This window comes from Thermodesulfatator atlanticus DSM 21156 (assembly GCF_000421585.1).
In the GTDB taxonomy this organism is placed as follows: Bacteria; Desulfobacterota; Thermodesulfobacteria; order Thermodesulfobacteriales; family Thermodesulfatatoraceae; genus Thermodesulfatator; species Thermodesulfatator atlanticus.
On sequence record NZ_ATXH01000024.1, the window covers coordinates 1 to 13,481 of the forward strand.

Annotated in this window: 13 protein-coding genes; 1 reads left to right on the forward strand and 12 read right to left on the reverse strand. The window is 49.9% G+C overall.

What is annotated here, in order from left to right; all coding sequences use genetic code 11:
- Nucleotides 1-1,275 (forward strand): AAA family ATPase (locus H528_RS0109295; protein WP_022854044.1); only part of this gene is annotated, 1,275 nt, incomplete at its 5' end.
- A gap of 711 nt (nucleotides 1,276-1,986) precedes the next feature.
- Here H528_RS0109295 and H528_RS0109305 read toward each other — a convergent pair.
- From H528_RS0109305 to flgA, 12 genes are all read right to left on the reverse strand, one after another.
- Nucleotides 1,987-2,346, reverse strand: a complete 360-nt coding sequence (locus H528_RS0109305; RefSeq protein ID WP_022854046.1) for a hypothetical protein — start codon at nucleotides 2,344-2,346, stop codon at nucleotides 1,987-1,989.
- Nucleotides 2,343-2,771 carry a flagellar export chaperone FliS gene (locus tag H528_RS13375; protein WP_022854047.1) on the reverse strand — a complete coding sequence of 143 codons (429 nt, stop codon included), beginning with the start codon at nucleotides 2,769-2,771 and terminating at the stop codon, nucleotides 2,343-2,345. The genes H528_RS0109305 and H528_RS13375 overlap by 4 nt, the downstream gene beginning before the upstream one ends.
- Nucleotides 2,772-2,823: 52 nt before the next feature.
- Nucleotides 2,824-4,500: a flagellar filament capping protein FliD gene (gene fliD / locus H528_RS0109315; protein ID WP_022854048.1), complete on the reverse strand. Its 1,677-nt coding sequence runs from the start codon at nucleotides 4,498-4,500 to the stop codon at nucleotides 2,824-2,826.
- A 150-nt stretch (nucleotides 4,501-4,650) separates the two neighbouring features.
- Nucleotides 4,651-5,154 (reverse strand): flagellar assembly protein FliW, encoded by a 504-nt coding sequence (fliW, locus tag H528_RS0109320; protein ID WP_022854049.1) that lies wholly within the window; start codon nucleotides 5,152-5,154, stop codon nucleotides 4,651-4,653.
- A 1-nt stretch (nucleotide 5,155) separates the two neighbouring features.
- Nucleotides 5,156-5,383: a carbon storage regulator CsrA gene (gene csrA, locus H528_RS0109325; RefSeq protein WP_022854050.1), complete on the reverse strand. Its 228-nt coding sequence runs from the start codon at nucleotides 5,381-5,383 to the stop codon at nucleotides 5,156-5,158.
- Between the two features lie 8 nt (nucleotides 5,384-5,391).
- Nucleotides 5,392-6,342 (reverse strand): flagellar hook-associated protein FlgL, encoded by a 951-nt coding sequence (flgL, locus tag H528_RS0109330; protein WP_022854051.1) that lies wholly within the window; start codon nucleotides 6,340-6,342, stop codon nucleotides 5,392-5,394.
- Nucleotides 6,343-6,354: 12 nt separating this feature from the next.
- The gene (flgK, locus tag H528_RS0109335) at nucleotides 6,355-10,344 is read right to left on the reverse strand and encodes a flagellar hook-associated protein FlgK (RefSeq protein WP_022854052.1); all 3,990 of its coding nucleotides are present in this window, start codon (nucleotides 10,342-10,344) and stop codon (nucleotides 6,355-6,357) included.
- A complete protein-coding gene (locus H528_RS0109340; protein WP_022854053.1) occupies nucleotides 10,345-10,677 on the reverse strand; it encodes a flagellar protein FlgN in 333 nt (110 codons plus the stop codon).
- Nucleotides 10,674-10,973, reverse strand: a complete 300-nt coding sequence (locus H528_RS0109345) for a rod-binding protein (RefSeq protein WP_022854054.1) — start codon at nucleotides 10,971-10,973, stop codon at nucleotides 10,674-10,676. Before H528_RS0109345 ends, H528_RS0109340 begins: the two co-directional genes overlap by 4 nt.
- A gap of 8 nt (nucleotides 10,974-10,981) precedes the next feature.
- A complete protein-coding gene (locus H528_RS0109350; protein WP_022854055.1) occupies nucleotides 10,982-12,073 on the reverse strand; it encodes a flagellar basal body P-ring protein FlgI in 1,092 nt (363 codons plus the stop codon).
- A 10-nt stretch (nucleotides 12,074-12,083) separates the two neighbouring features.
- On the reverse strand, nucleotides 12,084-12,779 hold the full coding sequence (locus tag H528_RS14140) for a flagellar basal body L-ring protein FlgH (protein WP_022854056.1): 696 nt from the start codon (nucleotides 12,777-12,779) through the stop codon (nucleotides 12,084-12,086).
- The gene (gene flgA / locus H528_RS14145; RefSeq protein ID WP_022854057.1) at nucleotides 12,779-13,480 is read right to left on the reverse strand and encodes a flagellar basal body P-ring formation chaperone FlgA; all 702 of its coding nucleotides are present in this window, start codon (nucleotides 13,478-13,480) and stop codon (nucleotides 12,779-12,781) included. The genes H528_RS14140 and flgA overlap by 1 nt, the downstream gene beginning before the upstream one ends.
- Nucleotide 13,481: the final 1 nt, after the last annotated feature.

Below are 13,481 nucleotides of genomic sequence, written 5' to 3' on the forward strand. Positions count from 1 at the left end.
GCGGGAGTTATCGAAGACGAAAACGACCTTATAAAACGTATCCTTCTGATTCTTGAAGAAAACCAGGAAACCTTAGAAATTACCTGTAAACACGCCGAAGATTACCGGGCCTGTTTTTATGAGCTCATCAAAAAGGCTGCACAAAAATACGGCACCAAAACCGTGGTGCTAGTTGATGAATACGATAAACCCATCCTGGATAGGATAGATAGCATTGAAACCGCAGCACGTATTCGCGAAAAACTTAAAAACTTCTATTCCGTACTCAAAGACGCAGACCCTTATCTCAAGTTCTGCTTCCTTACCGGCGTTACCAAGTTTTCCAAGGTTTCGATCTTTTCAGGCCTTAACAACCTGGAAGATATAACCATTTCGCCTGATTATGCCACAATATGCGGCTACACCCAGGAAGAATTTGAAAAGACCTTTGTCGATAGATTAGAAGGAATTGACCTTTCCGAGGTGCGCCGCTGGTATAACGGTTACTCCTGGCTTGGCGAGCCTGTTTACAACCCCTTCGACATTCTGCTCTTTTTGCGCAATTTCGAGTTTCGGCCCTACTGGTTTGAGACGGGCACGCCCACTTTTTTGATAAAGCTTCTTTTGGCCCGGAAACTCAACGTGGCCAAACTGGAAAAGCTCGAAGTGGGAGATGAGCTCCTTGAGAGCTTTGACGTAGATCGTATTTACCCGGAGACAGTCCTTTTTCAGACGGGCTATTTGACGATAAAAGGCACCAGGCGCCGCGGCCCCCTTACCAAATATATCCTGGGTTTTCCGAACCTTGAGGTGCGTACAAGTTTTAACAATTTTTTGCTGAACACCTTTAGCGATCTACCAACTAAAGAAGAACATTACGACCGGATTTACGAGGCCCTGGAAAGGGGAAGGCCAGAGGAGCTCGAGAGGGTTTTCAAGGCGATCTTTGCCGGGATTCCGCACGACTGGTTTCGTAAGACGGGGCTTGAAGAATACGAAGGATTTTATGCCAGTGTTTTTTACGCGTACTTTTGTGGTCTGGGGCTAGATGTGCGGGTGGAAGAAGCCACTAACCAGGGCCGTCTGGATATGGCGGTGCTTTTTGAGGGCAGGTGTTATCTCTTTGAATTCAAGGTGGTGGAGGATGAGGCCACCGGAGACGCCCTTAAGCAACTAAAAGAGAAGCGCTACTTTGAGAAGTATAAGGGGAAGTGCGAAAAGATCTGGCTTATCGGGGTTGAGTTCAGCAAGCGGGAGCGGAACATCGTAAGCTTTGAGGTGGAGGATGTTTCGTGAGATCGCTTCGTTGGCGCTTACGGGCGCCCTAGCGAGTGGCGAAGGGCAAGGGGCGGAAGGCGATGGGCGAGCAGTGAGCAGTAGTAAAAGTTCTAGAGGTTGTAGAAGTTCTAGAGGTTTCCTGAGATCGCACGGGCGTACAAGTCGCCTCGCGATGACAGCTAAAGGGTTATTCCGAGGGAGCGATTTTCTTTTGTCATTCTGAGGGAGCGAAGCGACCGAAGAATCCACAGGTCGATTAATGGATCCCTTCGCCTTCGGCTCAGGGCAGGCTCTTCGCTCCGCTCAGGATGACGGGAAGTAAACGTGATCAGTGAGCTGTGATCAGTTTCCTGTAAGTTGTAGAGGCTAAGGGCTAAAGGGCTAAGGGCAAAAGGCGAAAGGGATCTGTTCCTATTTTTCGGAACGAAAAATGGGAACGGATCCTTGATCAGAGGGTATTGCGAGAGCCTTTTTGTGTGTCATTGCAAGCGAAGCGAAGCAATCTAGATCCCTCACTGTGTTCGGGACAGGGATCACTTCGGCGTGCGATAGCACGCCTCGTGATGACGGCTGTGGGAGAGATTGCCACGGCGACTGCGTCGCCTCGTGATTAGCTAAGGGCTGAGGGAATTCCCATTTTTGTCATCTGAGGGAGTGACCGAAGAATCCATTAATCGATCTGTGGATGCTTCAGTTGCTTGTGCTCCTTCAGCATCACAGTGTACTTTTCTAAAAAGCTTTAGCGTAGGCGTTTAGAGCTTTTTGGCCTAGCTTTAATTTGTTTAAGCGGGTTTTGTAGGCTTCTAAAACAGGCTGGGCCAATTGCTGAAGGGTTTTTTCTTTGGCTAAAAATTCTGTCGAAAGCTTTAAAAATTCGTCTTTTTCTTGAGGAGAAAATTTTTGAGAGAGAGCCCAATTCCCTTCACCTTTAAGAAGGGCAAGAATTTTTCTTCGTTCGTAAATCCCTCTTAATATGAGCTCGTAATCACTTGAAGACATTTTGCGCGAGGCTGCGAGAGCCTCAAGGAGGCGCAGCTCTTCCCCCTGTCTCACAAGAAGCTCTCGCAGCAACGAAATAGTCTTTTTCATCTGGCACCAGCAGCTTCTTTGTAGGCGATTTCTTCTTCCTGGACAGGCTGTTGGGGTTGGTTGAGCACCTGTTCTGTCCAGATTTTTTTGAGTTCCTGAAGATAGCGAATACTTCTTTCCAGGGTTTCAATGCCTTTTTCTTTTCCGTTCAAATTGGAAAGCTCTTTTATCATGGCGGCGTAGAGACTGTAGAGAAACTCTGCGGCTTCTCCGCCAGCCTCAAGATTTACTCCTGCTTGAAGCTCTCCTACAATGGCAATGGCTTTGCCGAGGTGTTTGCCCCTTGCCAAAGGTTCATCGTAGTGGAGCTTTACCAGATTGAGCTCTTTGATAGCGGCTTCATAAAGAAGCTTTACGATTTTTTTGGGGTCTTCAAGGGTGCTAACAGAATTTCGGCGGTACGTGTTTAGCGCATTTCCGTACATTACTTGAACCTCCTTGTTATTTTTGTGGCGTCCTTCCCTGAACGCCTAATCTTTACTTCTTATCGGAGAGCCCTGAGATGCTCTTGAATTGGGTCTCAAGATAAGACGAAAGATCGTTTAGTTGCTGGATGTATCTATCAAGGGCCATGAATTGTCTTTGCATGACAGCCATATTTTGTTCTACCCTTTCTTTGCTAAGGGCAATGTTTTTTTCAATGAGTTCTATCTGGCGCTTGGTGGTGTTTTGCTCAAGGGCAATTAATCCAGAAGGCCCAAGATAGTTTTGAAGGGCGTCGTTTAGCCTTTCCCCAAATCCTTTTATGTTATTTTCGTCATCTCCCAGTAAGAGTTTTTTTACTTCATCGGGGTATTTGCTAAAGGCTTCTTCAAGTTTTTTCTCATCAAGGGTTATGGAACCATCCCGGTTAAAGTTAACGCCCAGGTCAAAAAGGCTTTTTATGTGCTTGTTTGAAGACACGCCTGCCGAAAAAACATCTCTCAGGTCCCTAATCAGCTTTTCGGCTGCAGTGCTGCGGTAAAGTGGGCCTTCGGTTCCTTTTTCAATATCAACGGCCATTTTTTCCCGGAGTTTACTTAAAAGATTGTTTACATCTTCCACCAAAGAAGAAAAAGTTGACTTCACGTCCTCAAGGGAAGGAGAGACTTCTACGGTTGCACTCCCAGGGCTTTTTAAAGAAAAAGTGACCCCTGGGACAATGTCTGAGACTTCGTTAGTGCCACGCTGATAAGCGATGTCGTCTATTTTGAAGAAGGCGTTAAGGCTTTCGCCGTTAGTTTCCACTTCGTAAGGGAAAAGACTAGGGGTATCTGGTGTTTGGGAAACAGAAAGGGCCTCTGGAGAACGCAAGTCAATGAAGTAATTTCCAGAAGAATCCCGACGCAGGTAAGCTTTAAGAGAGGAGTTTTCTGCCGCCTGGTTAATGAGGTCTTTTAGCTCAGAAAGAGTAGTGCCGTCTGGCACTTCTACGGTGATATTTTTTTCCCCTGCGGTGATGTTCAAGGTGATGGTGTTTCCCGTGCTATTAACAACGTCATCAGGGTTGGTGTAATTTTCTGAGCGCCAGATATTTGGGGGGCCGGTAACTTCGCTAAAACTAACGTCTGCGAGTTCCTGGGTAACCACGATGCGGTGGTCTTCACCGGTTTCCTTAGATTTAAGTATAAGTTTGTATGGGTCTGACGGTGAGCCCGTGTCAACTACTTTGGCTTCCACACCGGGATTGTCTTCAGCCTCGTTTATGAGTTTAGCGAGCCCCTCAAGGGTGGTGCCTGCAGGCACCAGCACGGAAAATTCCTTATCGCCCACGGCAATCTGGATTACGTCGTCGTTAGTGGCAACAGAAGCGTCTTTGCTAGCAAACCCCTGAGACTCCCACATGTTTTTGCGGGCAAGTTGGGTAACTTCTACTTGATAAGTGCCGGTGAGGGCACCTACTTCTGCACTTGCAGAGACTCCGCTTCCTGAGACGTTTACGTTGCGGGTGAGGTAGGAGCTTTCAAGGGAAAGATCAAGGGCCTTGGACTTAAGGGAAATAACCTGGGTATTCAACCAGTCAAACTCCGTTAGCTTGCTTTCGTAGCTGTCTTTTTTCTCTTCAAGGCGTTTGATAGGGGCTTCTTCTATCTCACGCAATTGATCAAGCAAACCCTGGAGATCTAGGCCAGAGCCAAGCCCCAAAACGTTTATTTTTCCGAATACATCAGCCATACGGCCCTCCCAAGCCCCTTAAGTCCTTGATATGTTCGGGGATCCGTTCCTATCTTTCGGGACGAAAAACAGGAACGGATCCTGTTTAAGCTCCTTCAAAAAGGCGCTTCTTTGCAGTGACATTGTTCAAAGCTCTTCTCTTATTACGATTTATCGGGCTGTTTCCTCGAGTCTTGAAAAATCGTTTGCTTGCTGCGGAGTTGCTTTGGTTTCAGCCATTTTCTGCAGAATCGGTGTCAGCGGGGCCTTCAAAGGATATTTGCGCGCATCGAGCACTACCTGTTTGGCCAGCCTTCGCGGAATATTAACAGCAATGGGCCCTAAAAGATTGGCCGTAATATCGGCCGGGTTTTCCTTTGAAATAGTCACTATGGCAAGGAGCGAGAGGTCGTCTCCTTCGCGCAGGTGAATTTCCTCCTTAGCCTCTTTGGGGAGCTCTGGCTTGAAATCCGGGAAAAACATGCTCGTTTCAATAACTACGAAGGCTAGCTCTGGCACGTCAACAGCCTGAAGCCAGCAAAAAGGTGATCCTTCCCGGTGCGGAATAAGCACATAACGCCTTGCCTGCGGAAAACCCAGTATTCCGCTTGGGAAAAATATGATTTTGTCTTCTTCGATCTCGATTTGCCCGAATCTCGTAGTCTCTATCTTCAACTTACTCCTCCCTTGCAGGGTTTATTAAATGGTCTAAGGAAATATCTACCGTGGCCGCACGGATATTTTCTTCAAAGATTTTCTGGTAAACTTCCATGCGATGCACCGGCACATGGGCCGGGGCTTCTATGCCGATTTTTACCTGTTTCCCTTTGACCTCTAGAATCACTATCTTGATTTCCTGCCCAATGGCGATTGATTCTCCGGCCTTACGCGTAAGTACTAACAAGTTCCCTCCTAACTCAGGTAATTAACAAGGCTTAACTGCATCACCTTGGCAGAAGCTGCCAGCGCAGCCTGGTATGCGGTTTCTTTGGCCTTAAGGCGTGTGGCTACCTCAAGGAGATCCGTATCCTGGGTGTCGCTTAAGTTTTCTTTGATGATGTCCTGCATGTCCTGGTAGAGGTTATCTTTAAGGTCAAGGTGGTCCATCCTGGCCCCAAGGGCTGCCCGCTCGTTAAGCAAATGGTTGAGTACTTTGTCCAGTCGGTCTATTTGGATGCCGAGTTCTTCTAATTCTTGGTGTGGGTCAGAGACGTTATTGGCTTCAAGGGTCTTTTTAAGCCCGATTAACGCATCGAAAATTCCAGAGGCAGCAATAGCCTCGTTACCATTGCGCCCGATAAGTATTTTGCCATCTGGCGCATAGCCAAAGTAGGTGTCCTCTTCGCCTCCGCGATAAATTACCTGTTCTTTGACGGCGCCATCAGGTAAGGCTTTTTTTACCAGCTCAAAAGGCGGGTGGGCTTCATCATAGCCCACAGGCCTGTTCCCTGCGAAAACGTAGCGGTTCCCGTGCCGGGTGTTTGCAAGGGCAAGGGCTTCTTTCAGGAGATTGTCCACCTCGCGGGCGATGGCCTCGCGGTTTTGAGGGCTCATGCTGTCATTTCTTGCCTGGATGGCAAGTTGTTTGGCGCGCATGACGATGTTTTCAAGCCCTTCGTAAGCCCCTTCCATGGTGCGAAGATATGATCTTCCTTCACGAATCGAGGTACGATAGCGGTCGATATCCTCGATTGATTTGCGGTAACCAAGGCTTCTCACCAGGGCTACCGGATCATCTGAGGGCCTTTCAAACTTGACCCCTGAGGCGGTCTGGGTCTGGAGTTTTTGCATTTCCGTGGTCAGTTTGTTCAAGTTATAAAGCATACGGTCATATTGGGTTTTTAAGCCAATACGAATGGCCATTTACGCCTCCCGCTATCTCTTTGCCTGTATTAAAGTATCGAGCATTTCGTCAGCCACCGTTAAAATCTTGGCAGAGGCTGAAAAGGCCTGCTGATACTTGATGAGATTGGCCATTTCCTCGTCAAGGGAAACACCTGAGATGCTGTCGCGCATGATTTTTAGCTGGTTTATCAGGTCTTCCATAAAGCTCTTGGAATTTTTTACGGTTTTGGTGGCAATGCCTACTTCTCCTACAATGGCGGTGTAGAAGTCCGCCACCGAGGCCTGGCCAAGTTTTTCGCGGCGGCTGTTGGAAAGGGCCGCAAGCCTTAAGGCGTTGCGGTTATCCCCTGCAGCAGGAGAAAAGCCCTGAAGTTCCCTGGCAATGCCAGTGTCTTTAGCGGCAAAAGTTTTTCTGGCGAGATAAGTCACGAAATTTCCTTCTTCAGCGGCAAGGTTGGTGCTAAGTTTAAAAGAGACCCAATCGTCTTTTCCGTCGTTATCCTGATCCGGATCGTTTACTCTTATGGCCAGACGGCCGGAGTCGTCAATTGCGGCGGAAAAATCAGAAACGCCATCGCTATCTGCATCAAGGGCGTTTAGAGCGTTTAAGAAGGCTTCTAAGGTCTGTCCTGCGGTAAGAGAAATAGTTTCCGTGTGGAAGGTGGTACCATCTGGTTTTAAATAATCGATAGTTATGTTTTGAGCTTCAAATGAGGCGTTTTTATCAACGGACTCGTCAGTTTTCAGGTACCATAGATTGTTTTGAGCATCGAATTTGTTAGGTTTTACGCTTGATGTTTCAAAGGAGTTTTTGCGAAAGGCATCGGTTACCACAAAACTTCTCGTGTCATAAAGCCCTGAGGTTTTAACGACGAGCCTTCCTTCGTCATCAAGATGAGCGGCAAGGCCAAAGCGGGCGTTTTCTTCGGCGTTATACTTCTGGACAATTTGTATGGCTCCTGCACCAGTAGAAAGCTCCAGGCGGAAGGGATCAACTACTTCGTTTGCAGGGTCAGTATCAATGGGATTTCCGGCCTCATCAAAAAGCCAGTTTTCAAGGGCGCCCATCTGGAAAGTGAGCTCAAAGTATTCGTCGTCTGAGGTGGCGAGACTTCCCTGATCATTCACAAATTGAAGCGAACCCCAGGGGCGCGAAGGACCATTTCCCTCAATGACAAAATAAGCGGCGTCTTGAGGGGCGCCATCTCCAAGTGAGATGAAAAGTTTTCCGTTATCAAGGTAAGCCTTAAGCTCTCCCCGGCTATCAAGGGCAGAGACAAGGTCTTCTAAATCTATCGCTCCGGTTCCGTTGGTGTCAGTCACAGAAACATCCGGACTTCCCGTGGTGCCAAAGCTGATTTTTTGGATTTCATTTCCTGCGCTGTCGAAAAATTTGACATCTACAAAGCCTGAAAACAAAAGATTTTGAGGTGCTACAGAACCAAGGTCTGCCACATATTGGGTGGGCTTAACCCAGGGCTCAAGGCCTGAAAAAATCTGCTTCTCCGAAATTGAATCTAGTTCCAGGGGGCTACCCGAGGAGAGGTCAAGTTTTCCGTCTCCGTCTCCCCCAGAGACCGTCATCTCAAAAGAGACAGAGCCTTCTGGGGCGTCTGCCAGCGTTAAGAAAAGCTTACCCCTGTTGCCTTCGGTAAAACCTGCCCGAAACTCTGGAATGGCATCAATGAGGCTTGCAAGGTCTTTCAGGTTCGTACCGCTTGCCACGGAAAGCGAAGTGCGCCCGGTTTCATGGCCCTCGGCATCGTAGAAGACAAAGTTAAGCTCAGCGTCTTCGCTCACCGTAACCGAAGAAGGGTCTTCATACCAATCAGCACTTTCCATGCGCCCGCTACTTGCCTGGTATTGCGGGACCCATACGCCCTTTTCCCGAAGATAAGAGAGAAAAGAATCTGCTGGCGGGGGCTCGTCTATGCCTAGCTCAAAATAGGCGTAGTTTTTCGAAGAATTGGGGTCAAGCTCAAGGGTCAGGCGGCCATTTCCGTCAAGATAGGCTCTGAGCCCCTCGATGGCGTCAAGCTTTTGCAAAATATCGGTAAGCGAGTCCCCAGGATTAACCTGAACTGCAAGTTCTTTTACCTTGAAGCCATTTTCGGTTTCGTGAAGGATCTGGTTGCCTTGAGCGTCAAAAAAACGCACGTAGATTTTATGGGGCGGGTCGTTAAAAACCACCTGATCCGGGTTTGCAATGGGAAGGCGGCTTTGGTAGCTGCCAGCTAAAGCCGCCTCGCTTCGCCAGGCTTCCCGGTCAAGCCTTGCCGCGGCCAAGTATTCCGGATTTACCGAGAGTTTTTCGTTGATGGCAATGCTTCCCGCACCACTTCCCGCAAAAAAGACGTTTATCCCAGTAGCAGAAAGCACGTTTGCAGTGTCGTTTGAAAAGGCAAAGCCCCAGCCTTCCTGTGCCTGAAAGACCAGGCGTCCGTTGCGGAAAAGGACCTTCACCGAATTATCAGGGTTAAAGCCATTTTCTTTTAAGGCCTCGTTTATCTGGTTGGCAATGTCGTCAATGGTGGCGGTGGCGGCAAGGGCAAAATCAACTTTAACCGGCGTGATGTTCCCTGTCGGGTCTTTTACCCAGACAAAAAGCGAGCCATTGCGGTTTATGTCCCGGAAAAAGTCAAGACCTTTTATGCTCCCGTCGCTTTGAAAAAGGCCCTGAAGCTCACCTTCGTAGAATTTTAGCCCCACGCCTTCGGTGTGAATTTCGTTTACCGCGCGCACGAGCTCTTCGGCAAAAAGATGAAATTTCCCGGTAAGGTTAAGCTCTTCTACCCGGTGGTTGGCGGCTTCGTCGTCAAACCTGCCAAAATCAACAGGGCTCTGGGTGATGGTAAAGGAAAGCTTTCCTCCGCCGCGCACGGCGTCTTTTACCACCAGGCGGCCATCGTCAGTGAGATAAGCCTTAACTTTGTAGTCGTAAGCCTTTTCTATTTCGTCCAGAAAATCGCGGACAGTCTCTTTAGGGTCTGTGGTTTGATAGGCCCCGGTTATTTCGTCGCCAAAGTGGTTTGTGCCGCTGAACCTGATTTCAACGGGGCCGTTTATGCCGAGTTCTTCCCAGGTGGTGTTTTCCCTGAGCGTATGCCCGTCTTTGGTATAGGTGCTTCTGGTAGAGATTACGTACTCGTAGTTCCAGTCGTTTGAGATCTGTTCAATGATGCGCAGCCACCCGCCAAGGGCTCCTTGAGAGACTTCTTTGCTTGTTAAGCGGACTTTTTCACCGCTGTGCCCCAGCCAATAGACCTCGCCTCCAGAGAGTTCAAGCTGCCAGTAGGAGTCAATATCCACCAGGTTGTAGCCGTTTCCAAGGACTACGGCGTAGGCACCCTGGTTGTTTTCAAAGTAGCGCACCTGGGCAAGCTCTGAGAGCTTGGCTACCAGCTTGTCACGCTGGTCGCGCAGGTCATTGGCCTGGTGAAGCCCAGACTCCACCGCGGTTATCTGTCGGTTAATGTCGGCAATTTGCTTGGCGATTTCGTTTATTTCACCCACTACGTCTTTTAATTTGAGGCGGACGTTGTTTTCGAGATCAACCAGCGCCTGGTTTTTGTCCCTGATGGCCTCTGCCAGCACCCGTCCTTTTTCAATGACCACGCGTCTTTCAGGAATTCCTTCCGCACGGTTGGAAAGCCCTTGCCAGGCGGTGAAAAAGTCATCAAGGAGCTTTGAAAGCCCAAGGGGATTGGTCTCGTTAAATAGCCCCTGCACCAGGTCAAGGCCTGTTTCTTCTGCGGAAAGAAGGCCAAGGTCGCTGCGCTTAAGGTTGAGGTTCGTTTCCAAAAAGGCGTCAAAGTAGCGTTTTATCTGTTCAACCTTGACTCCACTTCCCATGGGGCCTGCAGGCCCTGGGGTAGGAGGGTAGGGGGCGTTTACGGTCTTCTGGCGCGAGTATCCCTCGGTATCTACGTTTGCCACGTTGTGGCCAGTCACGTGAACTGCGGTCTGAAAGGCAAGGAGCGCGTTTTTGGAGATGTTTAAAGCGCTATAAAGCCCTCCCATTTAGGCCTCCACGCTAAGGAGCTGCGCACCCTTGGCGCTTTTGGCCTTGCCCTGGGCGGTATAAGCGGCCTTTGGTGCCATGTGTCTTCCCAGGAACCGGTAGGCCTCTTCAATAAAGGCAAGCCCCGCTTTAAGAAGCATCTGGTTGTGTTCGGTAAGCCTGGTGATTTCTGCACGAAGAGTGGGTGAAAGCGGGGTGGTGCGAAGCGCCGGGTCCTTTAAGATGTCTTCTTTTTGCCGCAAACAATCAAGGAGTTTTTCAAGGTCTCCAGAGACAATGGCCTGTCTTTCTTCCTCAAGAAGTTCGGCGAGTTTTTGCCAGGGATTTTTCATTTTACACCTCCGTATTTGCGGCTAAGCTGTTTGTAAAGCAATTCAGAAAGCCCGGTGCCTTTTTGGGCAAGCCTACGAGACACTTCCTGATAAAAGAAATCTTCATACATCTCTCTTTGAAAACTCTTCGGAAACATTCCCCCTTCGGGGATAGTTTTTTTGAGCCCCTTAAAAATTTCGTAGAGAAAAATAGACTCAAACTCCTGACAGGCCTTGCGCAGGGCGGCCTTCTGGTCGCGCTTTGCAAGTTCCTTAAGGGCTTCAACGCTGTTTAAGTCAAGGCTTGTGATTTTCACGGCCTACCTCACATAATCACCAGTTCGGCCTGAAGGGCGCCTGCCCGCTTTATCGCCTGAAAAATGGCGATTAAATCACGCGGCGTGGCACCTACGGCGTTTAGTGCCCGCACTAGCTCGCCAATGCTTACCCCTTCTTCAAGCACTACCAGCCTTGCCTTTTCCTCTTTGACCTTAAGCTCTGTCTGGGGGACCACCACCGTCTGCCCCTGGGAAAAAGGCGGTGGCTGAATAACCTGAGGGGTTTCTTTGATTTGTACCGAGAGATTCCCGTGGGCAATAGCCACTTTAGAGATGCGCACGTTCTCTCCCATGACAACTGTTCCCGTGCGCTCATCGATCACCACCCTTGCCGGGGCGTCTGGTTCAACCGCTAGGTCGCCGATATCTGCCAGGAGTTTGACAACGTTTCCGTGATAAGCCTTGGGCACGCGCACCACAAGGCTTCGGCCGTCAACAGGGGTGGCGTAAGGTCCGTTTAAAAAGGCGTTGATGGCATCACAGGCTCGGGATACCGTGGTGAAGTCTGTTTCCCTGAAAGAAAGCCTAAGCGTATTTTTCGCATTAATGCTTACCGGGACTTCCTTTTCCACAATAGCGCCAGAGGGAATTTTGCCCACCGTGGGATGATTTTTCTGGGCCGTGGCCCCTGCCCCTGCCGCGGCAAAGCCGCCAATAGATACCGGCCCCTGGGCAAGCGCATAGACCTCGCCGTCGGGGCCGCGGAGGGGGGTTAAGAGCAGGGTGCCTCCCTGGAGGCTTTTGGCATCACCAATGGAAGAAACCGTAACGTCAAGCCGCTGGCCGGCTCGCACAAATGGTGGAAGCTCAGCAGTTACCATAACGGCTGCTACGTTTTTGAGCTTGACCTGGTTTTTGTCAACGTGCACGCCGAAACGCTCAAGCATATTGACCACTGATTGTACGGTAAATTGCGTCTGAGCCCCGTCGCCGGTGCCCTGGAGCCCTACCACGATGCCGTAGCCAATGAGCTTGTTTACCCGCACGCCTTCAACGTTTACCAGGTCTTTGAGTCTTGCGGCCTGTGCCGTAACGCTAAACAGCAAAACTGATATGAGAAGTAAAATCCCTTTGCGCATAACTTCCCCCTTAAAAAGGCCAGATGACCTGAAGGGCTCGCGAAAGCCATCCTGGCCCTCTTACGGCAAGGGTGTTAGGGCCTGCACCGCTATACTCAATGCGGGCGTCTGATATTTGGGTGGAAAGCACGGAATTGTCTGCCGCCACGTCCTCAGGACGCACAATGCCGGTGATGGTAAGGTATTCCAGGTTTTCGTCCTGGCGGATGGTGCGCACTCCCTGGATTACCAGGTTGCCGTTAGGGAGAACATCTATTACCCGGGCGGTAAGGGTGGCTACGATATTGGTGTTGCGTGAAAACTGCCCCTGGCCGTCGGTTTTGGTGCTCATGCCGCCGCTAAACATGGGGTCAGCCTTAAAGCGAGGGTTTGACTCCTCAAAGACCTTTTCAAAGCCAAGGAGACTTTTTACGCCAGCACTTGTTTCAGAAGAACGGCTGATTTTGTTGCTTACCTTGTTTGAGCTTTGATAGGTCTCAACGATTTTGATGGTAATCACGTCGCCCACGCGACTGGCACGGTGGTCTTCAAAGAAAAAGGCCCTTTGCCCAGCATAGAGCGAACCTTCCTGAGGCACGCTTTTGGGTGCTGGCGGCACGTAAACCTGAGGCGGTGGCGGAGGGGCAATGTTTACCTGCTGTTTTGGGGCACAGGCCCCAAGCATCATCCCCAAAGCAAGCAATATGAGCAAATTTCTGCCACGCATTAGAATCTCACCTCCACGGTTTGGGCGTCTATCACCTTGGCATAGACTTCGCGTTTACTTGAAAGGTTCCTAACCCGAATAAACTCACCTGGGCGGCCTGCCTGGCGGGCCTCACCCAGGGCAGAAACCACAAAGTTTTTCCCTCTGGCCACGATCCTTACGATCTTTCCCCGCTTGATAACAGGCGGGATGCGAAGAGAGCTTGTGCGCAAAACCTGGCCTGCCCTGAGACTTGTCCGGGTTTCTTTACCAAGGGCATCTTCCAGGGCAAAAAGGGCATCTTTAGGAAGGCGGCTTGCGGGCCTTTTTGCAAAGCCAAGGTCTTCGGGAGTAAGCACCGTGCGCGCGGCAACAGGCCTTTTGACCACTACCACCGGAAGATAAGCCTCAATGAACCCCATGGCCCGCACCCGTTTTACCAGGTGGTCATCCTGGTAAAAATCAAAAAGTAAAACGTTTGCTCCTATTCCCGGGCTTCCTTTAAGGCGCACCAGCATCCTGGCGTTATCTGGCACGCTTACCTTTTCAGGTTGCACGGTAAATCTTTCAAGCTTAAGCTCCCCTCTGGCCCAGGTGATGCGCTGACTCACTTCTTCTAAAAAGACCTTGCGGAAAAACCCTGCGTCATAGGTTTTTCCCAGGGACTTGCTCGCCAGGGCCAAAATCACGCAAAAGATGACGATGCTAGCGGCTTTTTTCATG